The sequence below is a fragment of the Sporichthyaceae bacterium genome, assembly GCA_036493475.1.
GTDB lineage: Bacteria > Actinomycetota > Actinomycetes > Sporichthyales > Sporichthyaceae > DASQPJ01.
Genome location: DASXPS010000214.1, coordinates 1 through 17,388, shown reverse-complemented (window position 1 = coordinate 17,388; position 17,388 = coordinate 1). Strand labels below are relative to the sequence as shown.

Genomic DNA, 17,388 nt, shown 5'->3' with positions numbered 1-17,388 from the left:
TCCCTACTTCTTGGCGCGCGAGGAGGTGGAACGGGCAATCAGTCGGGCGACGACGTTGAGCGTCAACACGATGAGGATGAGGGTGAGTGCGGCACCCCAGACGCGGCCCTCTGCGGGCTTCAGCGTGATGTTGGTGGCCTCGTTGAGGATCATTCCGGGCAGCGAACCCTGGAACCCGCTGAACAGGTTGTTGTTGATCGTCTTCGAGTAGCCGACCAGGATCAGCAACGGGGCGGTTTCCCCGATGACCCGGGCGATACCGAGCATGACGCCGGTGATGATGCCCGGCAGCGCGGTCGGGATGACGATGCGCACCGTGGTCTTCCACTTCGGCACGCCCAGCGCAAGGGAGGCCTCCCGCAGGTCATCCGGCACCAGCTTGAGCATCTCCTCGGTGGTACGCACCACCACCGGGATCATCAGCAGGACCAGGGCCAGCGAGACCGCGAAGCCCTGCCGTTGGAACCCGAACGTGGTGATCAGCAGCGCGTAGATGAACAGCGCCGCCACGATCGACGGGATGCCGGTGAGCACGTCCACGATGAAGCCCACCGCGCTGTTCAACCTGCCCCGGCCGTACTCGACCAGGAAGATCGCCACCATCAGGGCCAACGGCACCGCGATGAGCGCGCAGACCGCGGTCTGCAGCACCGAACCCGTGATCGCGTGGAAGGCGCCGCCGCCCTCGCGGCGCTCGGTGACGCCGTTCTGCGAATGCGACCACCAGCTGGGGTGGAACACATCAGGGGCGCCCTTGACGACCACCTCGGTGATGATCCAGACCAGCGGGATCACCGCGACCACGAACGACAGGGTGACGAACGCGGTGGCCGCCAGGTTGCGAATCCGGCGCCCCCGTGCCGCCGGGATCAACAACGGGCCGGCCGCGCGGTCCGCGACGTTCACGTCATGGGCGAGAAATGCGGTGCTCATCAGGCCTTGCCTTTGTCCGAGTTCACGATGATGCGCGCGACGGCGTTGACCGCGAAGGTGAGGATGAACAACATCAGGCCTGCGGCGATGAAGGCGCCGGTCTTGGCCGGAGAGTCGAACTCCTGCGCGTTGTTCGCGATCTTCGAGGCGAAGGTCTCACCGCCGTTGAACAGCGAGGCCTTGAACGGCGCGCCGGTCGGCGGGGTGGACAGGATCAGCGTGATCGCGATGGTCTCGCCGAGGGCGCGGCCCAGGCCGAGCATCGCGGCACTCACCACGCCGGAGCGACCGAAGGGCAGCACGGCCAGTCGGACCATTTCCCAGCGGGTGGCGCCCAAGCCCAGCGCGGCCTCCACCTGCGGCTGGGGCACCTGGGAGAACACCTCGCGGCTGACCGCGGTGATGATCGGCAGAATCATGATGCCCAGCACCACGCCGCCGGTGAAGATCGTGCCGCGGGAAACCCCGGTGTGCGCGAACAGCGGGCACCAGCCCAGTGCGTCCTCCAGCTTGCCCGCGAATGGCTGCAGCTTCGGGGACAGCACATAGATGCCCCAGATGCCGTAAACGATCGAGGGCACCGCGGCCAACAGGTCGATAAGGGCGGCCAGCGGCCCGGCGTATTTGCGCGGCATCCAGAAGGTCAGGAACAACGCGATGCCGACCGCGATCGGCACGGCCAACAGCATGGCGAACGCGGCGATCAAGCACGTGGTGTAGAACATCCCGGCCACCCCGAAGTGCAGGTTGCCCGGCGTCAGATCCCACTGCCGTGAGTACAGGAAGCGCGCGTGGTCGTGGTACAGCGAGGGCGTCGCCGTCTTGATGAGGAAGGCCGCGACCATCGCCACCAGGGCGATGATCGCGATGCCCGACCCCTTGGCGAAACCCGCGAAGATCCGGTCGCCGCGCTGGGAGCCGCACTCGATGCCGCGGCCGGCCGGGGTCGCCGGCCGGTCCGCGAACTCGAGGGTTGCGGCGTTAGGCACTGATGGCCGCGATGGAGGCGGTGATCTTGGCGACCAGGTCCGCCGGCAGCGTGCCGTAGCCGATGCTGGAGATCGCCTGCTGGCCGGCGTCGGAGGCCAGATAGCTCAGGAAGGACTTGAGGATCCCGGTCTTGGTGGCGTCCAGGCCCTTCGAGCAGACGATCTCGTAGGTCACCAGCACGATCGGGTACGCGCCCGGCTGCGTGGTCGTGTAGTCCAGCTTCAGCGACAGGTCGTTGCCGGTGCCCACCAGGGTGGCCGCGGCCAGCGCCTTGCCCGCATTCTCTGCGGTCAGCTCGACCGCGTCGGTTCCGGTCTTCACCTTGGCCACGCCGAGGTTGGCGTCCTTGGCGTAGGAGTACTCGATGTAGGCGATGCCGCCGTCGGTGGCCTTGACCGCCTGCTGCACACCGGCGGACTTGGTCTGGCCCTCACCGACGCCGCCGCCGAAGGCCTTGCCGGGCGCCGCGGTCCAGTTACCGCCGCCGGCTGCGGCCATGTACTTCTCGAAGTTCTCCGTGGTGCCCGACTCATCGGAACGGAAGAAGACCTTGATGTCCTTGCTCGGCAGGCTGACCGAGGGGTTCAGGTCCTTGATGGCCTGGTCGTCCCACTTGGTGATCTTGCCAGTGAAGATCTTGGCGATGGCCGGACCGTCCAGCACCAGGCCGTCGATGCCGGCCAGGTTGTACGCCACCGCGATCGGGCCGACGGCCATCGGAATGTCGTAGACGTCGTTGCCGCCGCAGCGGGCCTTGGCCGGGTCGATCTCCTCGGGCTTGAGCGCGGAGTCCGAACCGGCCCAGTCCACCTGGTTGGCGGTGAACTGCTTGACGCCGGCACCGGAACCGGTGCCGTTGTAGTTGATGGTCACGCCGGAGCAAGCGGCCTGATAGGTGGAGACCCAGCTGCTGATCGCGTTGGCTTGGGCAGTGGAACCCTCACCGTTCAGCACCCCGGAACCGGAGCAGGAAATGCCGTTCGAGGACGTCGATGCGGTGGTGGCAACCGCGGACGGGGTCTGGACGGTACTCACCGGGGCAACGTTCACCGGCTGCTGATTGGTGGTCGCGGTGTTGTTGTCGGAGCCGCAGGCGGCCAACGCCAGGCAGGCGCCGAGGGTGACGGCGACGCGTCCGTGCGGGCGAAGCTTCACTGGTTGTCCCTCTCCGGGGGGCGGGTAACGCTGACTACCGCCGGACGCTAAGGCGTAGGGATGAACCCGTTTCTGGCCCAAGGTGAATGGGGGGTGAACCGCGGTCGGACACGCCGCGTCAATCGGGCTGCCGGGAGGGATGCAGACGGTGAATTGAGATCAACTACGACCACGGCTGAGCACGTCCGCCCCACGGATCACGATGAATTCCCCCGGTCGCAGTGGTTCGGTTGGTGGCGGTGGTCCGCCCGCTCCGGCCACCGCGGCGAACAGCCCGGGCAGCACCGGGCGATGGCTGCACACCAGCGCGTTGGACTCCCCGGTGAGCAGACCGGCCACGGCAGCGGCGGCGTGCGCAAACTGCGCCGCGGTGGCCTCCTCGTCGAGCCCCGGCAACAATTCCGCGTGCACGTCGGCGGCGGTCAACCCCTCGGCGATGGTCTGCACGCACCGGGTGGCCGGCGAGCTGAGCACGTGACGGATGTCGTGACCGCGCACCACGCCCACCAGGGCGGTGGCCTGCCGGCGTCCGCTCGGACGCAGCGGTCGGTCGCGGTCCGGGCCGGACCAGTCAGCGCGGGAAACCGCATGACCGTGCCGCAGCACGATCACTGTCGGGGTCACGCCGGTTCGGCACGGCGGCGCGACTTCGCCCGGATCAAGTAGTCCTGCAGGTCGGTCAGCGGACGACCCTCGTCGTCGACGTTGTGCCGGGTCCACTGCCCGGTCGGGCCCAGCCGCCAGGCGCTGATCTGGTCGGCGAACGCGGTTTCGGTCAGTTGGGTCAGCTCGGTGATGTGGTCCGGGCTGGTCAGCCGCACCAGTACCTCCACCCGTCGATCCAGGTTGCGGTGCATCAGGTCGGCGCTGCCGATCCACACCTCCGGGTCACCGCCGTTGGCGAACGCGTAGATCCGCGAGTGCTCCAGGAACCGACCCAGCACGCTGCGTACCCGGATCGTGCTGGACAAATCCGGCACGCCGGGTCGGATCGCGCAGATGCCGCGGGTCCACACGTCGATCGGCAGACCGGCGATCGAGGCCCGGTACAACGCGTCGATGATCGCCTCGTCGACCACCGAGTTGGCCTTGATCCACACCGCGGCCGGACGGCCCGCGCGGTGGTGGGCCACCTCGGCCTCAATGCGACTGATGATCCCGGTGCGCATCGAGTTGGGCGCCACCAGCAGCCTGCGGTAGGAGGTGCCGCGCGACCAACCGGACAGCGCGTTGAACAGGTGCGTGACGTCCTCGGCCACCACCGGGTCGGCGGTGAGCAGGCCGAAGTCCTCGTAGGTACGGGCGGTACGCGGGTTGTAGTTGCCGGTGCCGATGTGGCAGTAGCGGCGCAGCCGATCGCCCTCCTGGCGCACCACCAGCGCCAGCTTGCAGTGGGTCTTCAGGCCGACCTGGCCGTAGGCGACGTGCGCGCCCACCTGCTCCAGCTTGCGCGCCCAGGCGATGTTGGCCCGCTCGTCGAACCGGGCCTTGAGCTCGACCAGGGCGACCACCTGCTTGCCGTCCTCGGCGGCGTCGATGAGTGCGTCGACGATCGGCGAATCACCGCTGGTTCGGTACAGCGTCTGCTTGATGGCCAGCACGTCCGGGTCCGCCGCGGCCTGCTCGATGAACGCCTGCACGCTGGTGGAGAACGAGTCGTAGGGGTGGTGCAGCAGCACGTCGCGGGCGCGCACCGCGGCGAACACGTCGGCCGCCTTGGACGTCTCCACCTCCGCGAGGTGGGGGTGGGTGGACGGAACGAACGCCGGGTACTTCAGCTCGGAGCGGTCGATGTCGGCGATCGCGTGCAGGCCGGCCAGGTCCAGCGGGCCGGGCAGCGGGAACACCTCGGCCTCGGCCACGCCGAGTTCGCGGACCAGCAGGTCGCGAATCTCCGGATCGATGCTCTCCTCGACCTCCAGACGCACCGGTGGGCCGAACCGGCGGCGCATCAGTTCGCGTTCGATGGCCTGCAGGAGGTTCTCGGTGTCGTCCTCCTCGACCTCGAAGTCGGCGTTGCGGGTGACCCGGAAGGCATGGTGCGCCTCGACCTCCATGCCCGCGAACAACTCGGGCAGGTGGGCGGCGATGGCGTCCTCGAGCGGGACGAAGCGCAGCGCGGAGACCGCGAGGAACCGTGGCAACGAGGGTGGCACCTTGACCCGGGCGAAGTTGACCCGGCCGGTGGCCGGGTTGCGCACCACGACCGCCAGGTTCAGCGAGAGTCCGGAGATATAGGGGAACGGGTGGGCGGGGTCCACCGCCAGCGGAGTGAGCACCGGGAACACTCGTTCTCGGAACATCGCGCGCAGTTGGTCCTGCTCGGCCGGCTCCAGGTCCTCCCAGTGCAGGATCTCGATCTCGGTCTTGGCCAGCGCCGGGGCCAGCTCCTCGCGGAAGCAACGAGCGGCACGCAGCGCAGCGGCCGCGGAGTGGGTGAGGATGTGGTCGAGAATCTCGCGCGGCTGCTGCCCGCTGGCCGAGGTGACCGCGACACCGGCCGCGATGCGGCGCTTGAGGCCGGCCACCCGGACCATGAAGAACTCGTCGAGGTTCCCGGCGAAGATCGCGAGGAAGCGCGCCCGCTCGAGCAGGGGAACCGCCGGGTCCTCGGCCAGTTCGAGCACCCGCAGGTTGAACTCCAACCAGCTGGCCTCACGGTCCAGGAAGCGGTCGGCAGGCAAAGCGGGCACGGTATCCGCCGGTTCGCTGCCGGCGTCGGGGAAATCCGGGGTGTCCATTGCTTCGATCATGGGGCGCCCAGGTTAACAGCAGATGACGTGCCGGGCCTGGCCGCGGCGGGACGGACGAACCCTGCCGGATAGGAGAGAGGACTACCCGGCAGGGTGGCATCCGATGTTGCTCAGGCGCGCGGGATGTACAGGTCGACGCGGGTCAGTTCGTCCCGGCCGACGTTGGCCTTGACGATGCCCTGGCCGTTGAAGACCTTGTAGAACACGTGGTCCTCGCGCTTGAAGCGGGCCTGGATGATCACGTTCTGCTGCGAGGGCACCCGCAGCGCGAAACCGATTTCGTAGTTGCCGGTCAGCACCCGGGCCCAGTCGGTGCACTCGTCGAAGGAACCGGCCAGGTCGTCCTCGCGGATCGAGGGGCCGTCGGCGAACACGTCGAACATGTAGCCGCTGTGGTTGCAGATGACGATCTGGCCGCGGGGCGGCGGGGCCGGCGCGGCGGGCTTGGGGGCGTCCCCCGTGGTCACGGCCCCGGCCGTACCGGCCGGCAGCGTGACGAGAAGGCAGGCGGTGGCCGCAGCCAGCACGCCGGCGGAACGGACGGAAGTGCGCATGGGATCTCTCGCTCTCTGCTCGAATTGTGCAATTCCGCGGATCCCGTGGATAAGAACCGCGATGTGAAATTGGTAAAGCAGAGGTATATGAGCCGTCAAGCGATGACATTTATCATCAGGCCCTTGACGTCACTCATTGTTGATCCCGGGGTGCGGTCACATTGCCGGCGTGTTCAGGCGCGCGTCACCTGAAGTTCATCTCACGCGGCTTATCCGAAGCAATGCCCGGATTACGTCGACACCGGGTGTAACCAAAGGTCGGGACAGAATCCGACCCGGACGGGTGCACCCGCCAGAGGTGACTACAGCTGTTGTCCAACACATCATCTGATAACCCCCGTCACGTCGGTCTGCCGCGCTGCCATCACTACGTGCTGAGTCGACGCAAATTCCTCCGCCACGGATTGTTGGCCGGAGCCGGTGCTGCCGCTGCCGTCGCGCCCGTGTTGTGGCCGCGCACGGCGCAGGGCCCGCGGGCCCCCCTGGGGTCAACCACCCGCACGCTCGGGGCGTTGACCTCGGGACTGACCGCCTACCCCTTCACGCTGGGCATCGCCTCCGGAGACCCTGCCCCGGACGGCTTCGTGCTCTGGACGCGACTGGCGCCCTCGCCGCTGGATCCCGACGGTCTGGGCGGCATGGATCCCGGCAAGGACGTCCGGGTGCAGTGGCAGGTGGCCGAGGACCCCGGTTTTGCCAACGTGGTGCGCGGCGGCGAGGCCACGGCGCCGGCCGCCGAGGCGCACTCGCTGCATATCGAGGTGACCGGGCTGCGGCCGGGCCGGGAGTACTGGTACCGATTCCGGAACGGAATGCACATTTCTGGCATGGGCCACACCCGCACCGCACCGGCGCCCGGCATTCCAGCGTCAATCGATTTCGCGAGCACCACTTGCGCGAATTTCGAGCACGGCTATTTCACCGCTTATCGCTACATTGCCGAGGCCGAACCGGACCTTATTCTCAATCTCGGTGATTACCTCTACGAGTACGAGGCGGGTTTCGAGGCCCCGCCCAGCGGCGCGGTACGTCCGCACGTCGGCGAGCACCTGCGCACGCCGGCCGATTACCGGCTGCGGCATGCGCAGTACAAGACCGATCTCGACCTGCAGGCCGCGCACGCGGTGGCGCCCTGGTTGGTCGTCCCGGACGACCATGAGGTGGCGAACAACTGGGCGGGCGACCATGCCTGGGATCCGGCCGATCAACCCGGTTTCATGGCCATGCGGACCGCGGCTTTCCAGGCCTACTGGGAGCACATGCCGCTGCGCCGCAGCGCCCACCCGGCCGGCTCGCACATGCAGCTGTTCCGTACCGTGCCATGGGGCCGCACCGCCGCGTTCCATCTGCTGGACACCCGGCAGTACCGGGACAAGCAGGTGTGTCTGACCGGCGACCAGCTGAGCTGCCTGGATCACGTGGACCTCGGCCGCAGCATCATGGGTCCGGCGCAGGAGAAGTGGCTGGACACCCAGCTGCACCGGCAGGACGCGGTGTGGACGCTGCTGGCCCAACAGGTGATGTACACGCCGGCGCCGAAGCTGATCGACTCCCTCGGGGTGCCCTACCCCTACCCCAAGATGAATATCGACTGCTGGGACGGTTACCCCGGCGCGCGGCAGCGCCTGTTGGACTCGGTCCGTTCGGCGGACGTGCGCAACCTGGTGATCCTCACCGGCGACGTGCACTCGCACTGGGCGACGGACATCCATTCCGACCTGTTCCGCGACCGCGGCCGTCCGATCGGGTCGGAGCTGGTCACCACCTCGATCAGCACCATGGGCGATGGAACACCGACCCAGTCGTGGGCGCGCGACACGATGCGTGCCTTCCCGTATCTGAAGTACTACGACGGGCGGCGGGGCTGGGTGCGTTGCCGGGCGAATGCGCACGAACTGCGCGCGGACTTCCACACCCTGGACAAGGTGTCCATCCCGCTGTCGCCGGCGCATATCGGGGCGTCGTTCGTGATCGAGGACGGGAACCCAGGCCTGCAACGGACCTGACTGAGGGTCAGGCGAACATCACGCTGCTCGCCTCCACCTCGAAGCCCATCCGGCGATAGACCGCCACCGCGGGGGCGTTGGTCGCATCCGTGTACAGCAGCGCCGTGGTCAGTCCGCGGCTGCTGAGGTGGCGCAGCCCGATCCGGGTGAGTGCCCGGCCGAGACCTCCGCCGTGCTCGGCGGGGTGCACACCGAGCACGTAGATCTCTCCGGCCGCGGGGCGATCCGGGCCGGCCGGGTGCTCTTTGGTCCAGTGGAAGCCCACCAACCGACCCGCACGCTCGGCCAGGAAGAATCCGGACGGGTCGAACCAGTCGGTGGCCATGCGGGCGTCGAGGTCCGCGCGGGTCAGCCGGCCCTGCTCGCTGTGGCCGGCGAAGGCGAGCCGGTTGAGCTCCAGCCAGGCCTCGGCGTCGGAGGCGGGGTCGAAGGTACGCACACTGACCCCGTCGGGCAGCGGCACCGGGCCCGGCGGGTCGGCGGTGGGCCCGACCGGCAGTGGGGCACGCATCCGCCACAGCTCCCGCACCCGGGTCAACCCGGCCTCGGCGGCCAACGCGTCGGCGCCGGGATGACCGGCGTAGGACCACACCCGCGGCGCCGACACCGTGGCGCGGACCTGGTTGAGCAACTCCCGGCCATGGCCGCGCCGGCGGAAGTCGGGGTGCACCGCCAACTCCGAAATGCCGTCCGGCCAGACCTGCGCGTAGCCGATCACCCGCTCGCCGTCCCGGACCAGCAGGTGGGTGGGGTCGGGCAGGGCGGCGTCCAGGGCCAGGCGAATCTGCTCCGAGAACGGGCCGGCGCCATCAGCGGCGGTCGCGGCCGCGGTCAGATCCGCGATCGCGGTCCGGGCCGCGGCGTCCGGATACGTCGCCGACGCGCTCAACGGCGGGCCTCCGTGCGGTCCGCGCGCCGATCGGCCACGCGCACCCGGTGCCAATTGGTTCGCTCGCTGCGCTCGCTCAACGCGGGTCGTCGGCGGTCTCGGACTGGTCGGGTAGTTCGACGTCGACGGTGGCCCGATTGCCGGTGACGCTGGGCACCACGAATCGGTAGCCCACGTTGCGCACCGTGCCGATCAGCGACTCGTGTTCGCTGCCCAACTTCGCCCGCAGCCGACGCACGTGCACGTCGACGGTGCGGGTGCCGCCGAAGTAGTCGTAGCCCCAGACCTCCTGCAGCAGCTGGGCGCGGGTGAACACCCGGCCCGGGTGCTGGGCCAGGAATTTGAGCAGCTCGAACTCCTTGAACGTGAGGTCCAGGTAGCGGTTGCGAACCTTGGCGGTGTAGGTGGCCTCGTCGATCACCAGGTCGCCGCTGCGGATCTCGTCCGGGGTGTCGTCATTGGCGATGCCGGCCAACCGGCCGATGGCCAGCCGCAACCGGGCCTCAACCTCGGCCGGGCCCGCGGTGTTGAGCACGACGTCGTCCACACCCCAGTCGGCGGTGACCGCGGCCAACCCACCCTCGGTGGCGATCAACAGCAGCGGGCAGGTGATGCCGGTGGTGCGGATCAGCCGGCACAGCCCGCGCACGTGCGGCAGGTCCCGGCGGCCGTCGACGAGCAGCGCATCGGTGGGCGGCACATCGAGCAGCGCGGAGACCTCCGCGGGCGCCAGGCGCACCTGGTGCAGCAGCAGTCCGAGCGCGGGCAGCACCTCGGTAGCCGGTTGGGCTGCGTTGCTCAATATCAGCAGGGTGCTCATCGGCCTCCTTGTCCCGCCCCGCGGTCGGGTGCAGTGCGTTCTGCCGGTAACCAGAATCGCACAGGGCGTGTGTCAGACATGTGTCGTGCGGAAGTCATCCGCCGGCGAATGGCGGCAGCACCTCCACCGTTGCGCCCTCGGGGAGCGCCACCTCGCCGTGCGGGCGGGTGCCCACCGGGTCGCCGTCGATGAGGAAGGAACACACCGACAGCACCCGGGTGAACTCCGGCCCGCGTTCGGCGCGCGCGGCGTCCAGCGCCTCGGCCAGGGTGCCCGCGGAGTACGGCTCGGTCTCCGTGCCGGCTGCCGCGCGGGCGCCGGCCCAATACCTGATCGTGCCCATTGCCATAGAACCCATCTTGCCGCCTTTGGCGGAGAACGGACTCCCTCGCTGACGCTCGGGGGGTCTGGCAGGATTCGCCCGATGTCTTGCGCCGTTGTTTCCGCGCCGTGACGACCCCGTTCCGCCTGCCGATGGGGTCGGCGGCGGCGCTCGCGGTCACCGTGGCCGGGGTGGTGGCTTCCCTGCTCGGACAGACGGCACTGCTGGTGCCGGTGCTGATCGCGCAGACGCTGCTGGTGGTCGGCTGGTACGCCGTGCTCGGGGTGCCGGGCCGCGATCCGGGTGCGCTGTTGGCCATCGCCGGCGGGTTCGTCGGCGATATCGCGATGGTGGTGCGTGGCGGTGACCCGTCCCTGGGGCCGTTGGCCGGGGTACTCGGGCCGGCCGTGGCGGCTGCCATCGCGATGCAGTTGGTGCGTACCGATGGTCGGGAGCGGGTGACCGCATCGCTCACCGCCACGGTGAGCGCGGTGGTGCTCTCGTTGCTCGCGGCCACGCTGCTGGCCGAGCGCGGCGCGACGCACGGGCAGACGGTCACCGTGGTCGCGGTGCTGGCCGCCGGTGTGGCCACCGCGGTGCTCGCCGCGCCGTTGCCGCCCAATCTCGCCGAGGCGTCCGCGTTCGCCGTGGCCACCGTGCTGGGCACGGTGGCGGGTCTGATCGCCGGTGACATGGACACCGCAGAGATTGCGCTGCTGGCCGCGGTCGCCGCGCTGTCGGCGGTGGCCGGGCGGCGGGCAGCGGAGTACGTGGCCTGGGATCTGGCGCATCCGGCGCCGGTGGTTCCCACGGCCGTGCCCGCCGGACGGGCCGCGGGCCGAGCCGCGAGACGGTCCGCCGCGCGAGAGGCGCGGCGTTCCGGGGAGGCCATCCTGGTGGTGGGTTCGGCACTGCCGGTGGTCTTGGCGGCACCCGCGTCGTACGTCCTCGGCCGACTGCTGGTGGGATGACGCAGTGCGCTTGGGAAAGATCACCGTGATCGTGCTGATCGTGTTGGCCGTGTTGGCGCTGGTCGCCGACCGGGGGGGCCAGCTCGCGGTGGAGCGGGTGGCGGCCGGGCGGATCAAGACGACGCTGTCCACCCCGGATCGGCCGAATGTGGACCTGGGCGGCTTCCCGTTCCTGACCGAGCTGATGCGCGGCAGGATCCGGCATGCGGTGATCGACGTCGTGGATGCGGACGGCGGGAAGGTGCAGATCGCCCGGCTGCACGCGGACCTGCACGGGGTCAGTCGACACGGCGACGGGATCACCACCGAGCAGATCTCCGGCGACGGGTTGATCACCTATGACGCGCTGACCGAGGCCGCCAAGCCATTGCGGGTGGATTTCGGCGGGTCGGGACTGGTGCGGATCACCACCGAGGTCACCGTGCTGGGGCGAGAACTGACCGCCTCGGCGTCCGGGCGGCCGCGTATTGAGGGCGAGACGTTACTGATCAAGCCGGAGCAGGTGGACATCTCGGAGACCGGGGACGCCGGCATCGCCGCGCGTCAGGTGCCGGACATCCGGGTGCCCTTGCGCGACGTCCCGCCGAATCTGAACGTCACGCTGGATCCGCAGGCCGACGGACTCCATTTCAGCTTCTCCGGGGACAACGTCGCGCTGTCCAGCAAGGATCAATCGGCGGCCGGGCCGGCGCTCCCGGTGGCGCGGCTTCCCCGGGCGCTTGTGCCGTTCGTCGCTTGAGAACGTAGGATCGTGGGCATGTTGTGGGATGTGCAGCTCACCAAGCGGCGCGCAGTGGATCTGTGCCGTGTCGCCGGCTGCCTGTGTCCGCACGCCTGAATCAGGCGGTCTGCGAGTCCTCTTCCCCGTGCTGACGCCGTTGCGGCGTCGTGCTTGCCCCGTCTGATCCTCCTCCGCCCTGTGTGCGGATCGATGAACCATGCCCATCGTCAGGAAGGAAACATTCGCCATGAGCCGCAATGACGTGCTCGTCGACGCCGACTGGGTCGAGGCACATCTCGACGACCCGAGCGTCGTCCTCGTCGAGGTCGACGAGGACACCAGCGCGTACGAGAAGGGGCACATCCGCAACGCGGTGCGCCTGGATTGGAAGCAGGACCTGCAGGACGCGGTGCGCCGCGACTTCGTGTCCAAGGAGCAGTTCGAGGCGTTGCTGTCCTCCCGGGGCATCGGCAACGACCACACCGTGGTGCTTTACGGCGGCAACAACAACTGGTTCGCGGCCTACGCGTACTGGTACTTCAAGCTCTACGGGCACGGTGATGTGAAGCTGCTGGACGGTGGCCGCAAGAAGTGGGAGCTGGACTCCCGCGAGCAGGTCACTGAGCTGCCCTCGCGTGCTGCCACGACGTACGTCGCGAAGCCCCAGGACCGCTCGATCCGCGCGTTCCGCTCCGACGTGCTGGACTCGCTGGGCAAGGAAAACCTGATCGACGTGCGTTCGCCGGACGAGTACGCCGGGCGGATCCTGGCGCCGGCGCACCTGCCGCAGGAGCAGTCGCAGCGGGGCGGGCACGTGCCGACCGCGGTGAACATTCCGTGGTCCAAGGCGGCCGATGACGACGGCACGTTCAAGTCCGACGCCGAGCTCACCGCGCTGTATCAAGACGCGGGCGTGGACTTCGGCAAGGACACCATCGCGTACTGCCGCATCGGCGAGCGTTCGGCGCACACCTGGGTCGTGCTGCACGAGCTGCTCGGCCAGACCAACGTGCGCAACTACGACGGCTCGTGGACCGAGTACGGCGCGCTGGTCGGCGTGCCGATCACCCTGGGCGACAACCCCGGTGACCCCGAGGGCGGGGTGGCCTGATGTGCGGCGCGACCGCGGGTGGCCCGGCGTTGGGCGCGAACGTGGACCCCGGCAAGGAGGCGATCATCCAGGGCGTGGTGACCAAGGGCGGCCAACCCGTGGCCGGCGCCTACGTCCGGCTGCTGGACCGCACCGGTGAGTTCACCGCGGAGGTCCCCACCTCCGCCACCGGCCACTTCCGGTTCTTCGCCGGCCCGGGGGAGTGGACGCTGCGCACCCTGGCCCCCGGCGCCAAGGCCGACCAAGCCGTAACTGCCACCATCGGCAGCATCGCCGAGGTCGAGGTCGCCCTCCCCGCCTGAGTGCGGGTGCGGTAGTCACCCGAGTGTGTAGTTGTGCAGCCCAAACAGGCCGCTAAGCCTGCACAACTACACACTCGGGAGAGTTATGCAGGACTGGTGCGGCGCTGCGGCGCGATCATGCTGCGCGCTTGCGGGACAGTCGGTCATACACGCGGCGAATGCGCACGATGGTGGCCGCCGGGGTGACGTTGACGTCGTCCGCGGTGATGCGCAAGATCGTCCAACCCAGTTCCACCATGTCTTCGTCCCGGCCGATGTCGCGATGCCACTGGCGCGCGTCGATGCGGTGATGGTTGCCCTCGTACTGCAGCCCGAGCAGTACCGGTCGCCACGACAGATCCGGGCAGGCGACCTTCTTGCCGCGCGCGTCGTAGACGTCCTTGTTCACGTCCGGCTCCGGCAACCCGGCGAGCACAAGCATCAAGCGCAGCTTCGATTCCATGTACGACTTCGATCGTGGGTTGATCAACTCGATCGCCCGACGAGCCAGGCGAATACCGCGCCGGCCACCACCCAGCAAGATCTGCCGACGGAGTGATGCCACGCCGGCCGTCTCTCGGACGGCGAGCACGTCGCCGGTGCACACGAGATTCGTGAGGTCCAGGAACGCCGCGAGATCCACGAAGGTGCGGGCCGGTGAGGTGAGGCGCAGGCCGCTGAGTGTGTGAGTCGGACCCACATCCCGCAGCCGGTGAGCGACGACCCCGTCGATGCGGGGTTCGACGGTCGCCGTGGTGCTGATGTGCAGCAACGGCTCGTCGGGAACGGGTGCACCGTGCAGTGCGGCGGCGGTGTGATGACTGAAGACGGCGTCGGGTCCGAGGATGAGGCCGAGCGCGCGGCAGCGATCCTCGAGTTCCAGCTGTTCGTCCCGGCCGACGTGGACTCCCCGGTGCACCGTCCGGTACCGCGGTCCCTGCAATACGCCTCGAGTAATGCCGAGGCGCACGCGGTCGGTGCTCGGGAACGCGCCGCCGGGTCTGGGGTGCTCAACCATGCGGCACACCCTGCCGTTCGCCGCGATCCTTGCGCAGGCAATCGCCTCGCCTGTGCACAACTCCCCCGAGTGTGCAGTTATGCAGCTCTAACGGCCCGTATGGCCTGCGCAACTACACACTCGGGGGAGAAGCGCAGCCCGCCCCGCCCTAGTAGACGAGGGCTTGGGCGTTTTCGGCGAGGGCCTCAGTGACGAAGACGGCGGCGCCGGCGATGCGGATGCCGGGGAGGACGTCGTCGGGTTTGATGTCGCGGCGGGCGGCGCATTGGGTGCACAGGGTGATCTGACCGGACGTCAGAATGGTGTCGATCAGTTCGGGCAGCGGTTGCGCGTGGGGCAAGTCGAACTCGGCGGCCCGACCGGGGAGAGCGAACCAAGCGCTCTCCCCGGTCAGCCACAGCGAAACGGGGACACCCGAGGCGGCGGCCACCGCGGCGACCGTGAACGCCTGGCTGCAGCGTTCCGGTGCATCAGCGCCGGCGGTGACCTTGACCACGAGGGATCGGCTCATGGCGCCCAACCTATGCGGCGGGCGCCATCGCCGACCTCAGCCCCGGCCCGCCTTGGCGGCGCCCAGCACGTGGACGCCGGTCGCGAACTGGGTCATCTCGTTGTCGCTCCAGCCGGCGCTCTGCGGCCACTGCACGTCGATGCGGTGCCCGGCGGCGTCGGTCCAGTGCAGCGAGGCCGAGGCCGTGGAGTCCGTCCCCTCCTTGAAAATCACGGCCGGCCGGCCGTCCACCGTGGTGTGGGTGACGGTGATGCCGTCCGGGAGGTTGGACAGGTCGCTCGGGTCGGCGTCGGCGGACTCCAGCATCACCACGAGCTTGCCGACGAAGCTGTTCATGTCCGTGTGCAGGCCCGGCGGGACGATGTTGAGGGCGTACTGCGAGACGCCCTGCATCTTCCAGCCGTCGGGGATCGAGTCGACCCGGAACCCGGGGGCCGCCTGGTCGCCGGTGTAGGCGACGAAGGAGATGTGCGGGGTTTGCACCGGCACGGTCACCGGTGCGGTGATCGGGGCAGCCGCGATGTTCGGCGCGGAGGCGCCGGAGGAGCCGCCCAGCGAGAGGGCGGACACCCCGACCACGGCGGCCAACGCGAACGTGCCGCCGGCCAGGACGTTGCGACGACGGGCGCGAAGGGCGCGCCGGCCGCGGAGCAGGTCCGCGTCCAGAACGCCGGAGTTGATCGGGCCGGACGTGCCGGCCAGGTCCTCGAACATGGGGTGCAGGTCGGTCATCGGGTACCTCCGGAGGTGGCGTAGGGGTGGGCGTCGAGCAGGATGCGCAACTTGGCGACACCCCGCGAGGCCTGGCTCTTCACGGTCCCGGCCCGGCAGCCCAGTGCGGCGGCGGCGGCGTCGGTGTCCAGGTCGAGCCAGTGCACGAGCACGACCGCGGCGCGCATACGGCTGGGCAGTGCACCCAGCGCCTCGCGCAGCGGGCCGTCGGTGAGCGCGTCGGGCAGTTCCGGCGCGGGCCGATCGGGCATCGTCTCGGTGGGGATCTCCGGGCGCCGTTTGCGGCGACGCCCTTCGTCGATGGCCGCGTTCACCAACGCGCGGTGCACGTAGGCGTCGCGGGTCTGCGGCCGCACCCGGGGCCAGGCCACATACAACCTGGTCAGGGTGATCTGGACGAGATCCTCGCCCAGGTGAGGGTCGCCCGCGCCGAGCAGCGTTGCGGTGCGCAGCAGGTCGGGGCGGCGGTGCAGGACGTACTGGCGGAACTCATCATCGCGGCGGGTCTGGTCCATGCAGGCGGTGTCTCCCGGTGTTGGTCCTGCCCCTAATACGTCGACCGGCCGCTCTCCGGTTGCATCCCTGCGCCATGGTCGCGGGACGCGTCAGCGCGCTGGACGGCCTTTGCGGAAAGGGAATGTCGCCGGGCTGACGGTTCGTCCGCGTAGTTCCGGTGGTGTCACCTTCGTCCCGCCCGCGACCCGCCTAAACTCAGCTCAGACCTCGAACCCTCGGGAGGACACCGTGACCACCGCGCTCGCCGGCGCGCTCGCCGCCGGCGCCCTGCTGGGGGCAACCGTCGCGTTGCGTGCGGCCTGGCGTCTGCTGCGGACGGGCTGACCGGTGTTCGAGATCCCGCCGGACCTGCATCCGCTCTGCGTGCCGCTGGCGTTCCTGCTCGGCGCGTGGGAGGGCGAGGGCGTCGTGGAGTACCCGACGATCCAGCGCACGCTGTTCGGGCAGCGCATCGAGTTCTCGCAGAACGGCAAGCCGTTCCTGTACTACACGAGCCGCACCTGGGCGCTGGACGAGGACGGGAAGCCGCTGCGCCCGCTGGCCATGGAGACCGGCTTCTGGCGGCCCGGTGAGGGGGGCGTGCTCGAGGTGCTGCTCACCCACCCGACCGGCTTCTTGGAGGCGCTGGAGGGCGAGATCCGCGGCCCGGTCATCGAAATCGCCACGCGCAAAGTGGTGAAGGTGGAGTCCGCGAAGGACTACCGGCGCGGGCATCGGCTCTACGGGCTGGTCGAGGGTCGGCTGGGGTGGGTGTACGAGATGGAGGCCATGGGGCTGCCTCTGCAGCCACACGTCTCGGCGCAGCTCGAACGGGCCTGACGATGGCCGAGCCGCACGCCCACCACGACGAGCCGGACTGGCGCGTCACCCTGCGGGAGAAGGGCTATCGGCTCACCCCGCAACGCGAACTGGTGTTGGCCGCGGTGATGGAGTTGGAACACGCCACCCCCGAGCAGGTCGCCACGCAGGTGCAACGCACCGCCAGCGGCATCAACATCTCCACCGTCTACCGCACCCTGGAGTTGCTCGAGGAGCTCGGCCTGGTCCGCCATGCCCACCTCGGGCACGGGGCGCCGTCCTACCATCCGGCCGGGCACCACCAGCA

At 69.3% G+C, this 17,388-nt stretch carries 20 protein-coding genes; 7 read left to right on the top strand and 13 right to left on the bottom strand.

The features are described from left to right. Positions 1-3 precede the first annotated feature (3 nt). The 6 genes from pstA to VGJ14_20415 form a co-directional block, all read right to left on the bottom strand. Complete coding sequence (gene pstA, locus VGJ14_20440; GenBank protein ID HEY2834796.1) at positions 4-933, bottom strand: phosphate ABC transporter permease PstA; 930 nt, start codon at positions 931-933, stop codon at positions 4-6. After that, entirely contained in the window at positions 933-1,922 is a 990-nt protein-coding gene (gene pstC / locus VGJ14_20435; protein HEY2834795.1) for a phosphate ABC transporter permease subunit PstC, read from the bottom strand. The genes pstA and pstC overlap by 1 nt, the downstream gene beginning before the upstream one ends. Then, positions 1,915-3,078: a phosphate ABC transporter substrate-binding protein PstS gene (gene pstS / locus VGJ14_20430; protein HEY2834794.1), complete on the bottom strand. Its 1,164-nt coding sequence runs from the start codon at positions 3,076-3,078 to the stop codon at positions 1,915-1,917. The genes pstC and pstS overlap by 8 nt, the downstream gene beginning before the upstream one ends. A 159-nt stretch (positions 3,079-3,237) precedes the next feature. After that, entirely contained in the window at positions 3,238-3,702 is a 465-nt protein-coding gene (locus VGJ14_20425; GenBank protein HEY2834793.1) for a phosphoglycerate mutase family protein, read from the bottom strand. Next, complete coding sequence (locus VGJ14_20420; protein ID HEY2834792.1) at positions 3,699-5,831, bottom strand: RNA degradosome polyphosphate kinase; 2,133 nt, start codon at positions 5,829-5,831, stop codon at positions 3,699-3,701. The genes VGJ14_20425 and VGJ14_20420 overlap by 4 nt, the downstream gene beginning before the upstream one ends. A 110-nt stretch (positions 5,832-5,941) precedes the next feature. Continuing rightward, positions 5,942-6,385 carry a hypothetical protein gene (locus tag VGJ14_20415; GenBank protein ID HEY2834791.1) on the bottom strand — a complete coding sequence of 148 codons (444 nt, stop codon included), beginning with the start codon at positions 6,383-6,385 and terminating at the stop codon, positions 5,942-5,944. Between the two features lie 512 nt (positions 6,386-6,897). Between VGJ14_20415 and VGJ14_20410 the strand changes: the two genes are divergently transcribed. Then, entirely contained in the window at positions 6,898-8,391 is a 1,494-nt protein-coding gene (locus tag VGJ14_20410) for an alkaline phosphatase D family protein (protein ID HEY2834790.1), read from the top strand. Positions 8,392-8,398: 7 nt separating this feature from the next. On the opposite strand, the gene mshD is transcribed toward VGJ14_20410, so the two are convergent. The 3 genes from mshD to VGJ14_20395 form a co-directional block, all read right to left on the bottom strand. Beyond that, positions 8,399-9,280, bottom strand: a complete 882-nt coding sequence (mshD, locus tag VGJ14_20405) for a mycothiol synthase (protein HEY2834789.1) — start codon at positions 9,278-9,280, stop codon at positions 8,399-8,401. A 76-nt stretch (positions 9,281-9,356) separates the two neighbouring features. Beyond that, on the bottom strand, positions 9,357-10,100 hold the full coding sequence (locus tag VGJ14_20400) for a response regulator transcription factor (protein ID HEY2834788.1): 744 nt from the start codon (positions 10,098-10,100) through the stop codon (positions 9,357-9,359). A gap of 94 nt (positions 10,101-10,194) precedes the next feature. After that, entirely contained in the window at positions 10,195-10,458 is a 264-nt protein-coding gene (locus VGJ14_20395) for a MoaD/ThiS family protein (protein ID HEY2834787.1), read from the bottom strand. 92 nt (positions 10,459-10,550) lie between these two features. Between VGJ14_20395 and VGJ14_20390 the strand changes: the two genes are divergently transcribed. From VGJ14_20390 to VGJ14_20375, 4 genes are all read left to right on the top strand, one after another. Next, entirely contained in the window at positions 10,551-11,393 is an 843-nt protein-coding gene (locus VGJ14_20390; GenBank protein HEY2834786.1) for a hypothetical protein, read from the top strand. Between the two features lie 10 nt (positions 11,394-11,403). After that, complete coding sequence (locus VGJ14_20385) at positions 11,404-12,132, top strand: DUF2993 domain-containing protein (protein HEY2834785.1); 729 nt, start codon at positions 11,404-11,406, stop codon at positions 12,130-12,132. A 229-nt stretch (positions 12,133-12,361) separates the two neighbouring features. Then, positions 12,362-13,225, top strand: a complete 864-nt coding sequence (locus VGJ14_20380; protein HEY2834784.1) for a sulfurtransferase — start codon at positions 12,362-12,364, stop codon at positions 13,223-13,225. Beyond that, on the top strand, positions 13,225-13,527 hold the full coding sequence (locus tag VGJ14_20375) for a DUF1416 domain-containing protein (GenBank protein ID HEY2834783.1): 303 nt from the start codon (positions 13,225-13,227) through the stop codon (positions 13,525-13,527). The genes VGJ14_20380 and VGJ14_20375 overlap by 1 nt, the downstream gene beginning before the upstream one ends. Before the next feature lie 115 nt (positions 13,528-13,642). Here VGJ14_20375 and VGJ14_20370 read toward each other — a convergent pair whose 3' ends face one another. The 4 genes from VGJ14_20370 to VGJ14_20355 all read right to left on the bottom strand — a co-directional run bounded on the left by VGJ14_20370 (position 13,643) and on the right by VGJ14_20355 (position 16,282). Then, positions 13,643-14,524, bottom strand: a complete 882-nt coding sequence (locus tag VGJ14_20370; protein ID HEY2834782.1) for a hypothetical protein — start codon at positions 14,522-14,524, stop codon at positions 13,643-13,645. Between the two features lie 148 nt (positions 14,525-14,672). After that, complete coding sequence (locus VGJ14_20365; protein ID HEY2834781.1) at positions 14,673-15,035, bottom strand: DsrE family protein; 363 nt, start codon at positions 15,033-15,035, stop codon at positions 14,673-14,675. Positions 15,036-15,071: 36 nt separating this feature from the next. Next, complete coding sequence (locus VGJ14_20360) at positions 15,072-15,767, bottom strand: hypothetical protein (GenBank protein ID HEY2834780.1); 696 nt, start codon at positions 15,765-15,767, stop codon at positions 15,072-15,074. Next, positions 15,764-16,282, bottom strand: a complete 519-nt coding sequence (locus VGJ14_20355) for a SigE family RNA polymerase sigma factor (protein ID HEY2834779.1) — start codon at positions 16,280-16,282, stop codon at positions 15,764-15,766. Before VGJ14_20355 ends, VGJ14_20360 begins: the two co-directional genes overlap by 4 nt. Positions 16,283-16,610: 328 nt before the next feature. Here VGJ14_20355 and VGJ14_20350 point away from each other — a divergent pair, with 328 nt between their 5' ends. Continuing rightward, positions 16,611-17,102: an FABP family protein gene (locus VGJ14_20350; protein ID HEY2834778.1), complete on the top strand. Its 492-nt coding sequence runs from the start codon at positions 16,611-16,613 to the stop codon at positions 17,100-17,102. 2 nt (positions 17,103-17,104) lie between these two features. Next, a partial coding sequence (locus tag VGJ14_20345) for a transcriptional repressor (GenBank protein ID HEY2834777.1) occupies positions 17,105-17,388 on the top strand: 284 nt, incomplete at its 3' end.

Bases quoted from the DNA above. Each gene is read 5' to 3' on its own strand.
- pstA (HEY2834796.1), bottom strand. From the start codon at position 933: ATGAGCACCGCATTTCTCGCCCATGACGTGAACGTCGCGGACCGCGCG.
- VGJ14_20420 (HEY2834792.1), bottom strand. From the start codon at position 5,831: ATGATCGAAGCAATGGACACCCCGGATTTCCCCGACGCCGGCAGCGAA.
- VGJ14_20415 (HEY2834791.1), bottom strand. From the start codon at position 6,385: ATGCGCACTTCCGTCCGTTCCGCCGGCGTGCTGGCTGCGGCCACCGCC.
- VGJ14_20400 (HEY2834788.1), bottom strand. From the start codon at position 10,100: ATGAGCACCCTGCTGATATTGAGCAACGCAGCCCAACCGGCTACCGAG.
- VGJ14_20395 (HEY2834787.1), bottom strand. From the start codon at position 10,458: ATGGGTTCTATGGCAATGGGCACGATCAGGTATTGGGCCGGCGCCCGC.
- VGJ14_20380 (HEY2834784.1), top strand. From the start codon at position 12,362: ATGAGCCGCAATGACGTGCTCGTCGACGCCGACTGGGTCGAGGCACAT.
- VGJ14_20375 (HEY2834783.1), top strand. From the start codon at position 13,225: ATGTGCGGCGCGACCGCGGGTGGCCCGGCGTTGGGCGCGAACGTGGAC.
- VGJ14_20370 (HEY2834782.1), bottom strand. From the start codon at position 14,524: ATGGTTGAGCACCCCAGACCCGGCGGCGCGTTCCCGAGCACCGACCGC.
- VGJ14_20365 (HEY2834781.1), bottom strand. From the start codon at position 15,035: ATGAGCCGATCCCTCGTGGTCAAGGTCACCGCCGGCGCTGATGCACCG.
- VGJ14_20360 (HEY2834780.1), bottom strand. From the start codon at position 15,767: ATGACCGACCTGCACCCCATGTTCGAGGACCTGGCCGGCACGTCCGGC.
- VGJ14_20355 (HEY2834779.1), bottom strand. From the start codon at position 16,282: ATGGACCAGACCCGCCGCGATGATGAGTTCCGCCAGTACGTCCTGCAC.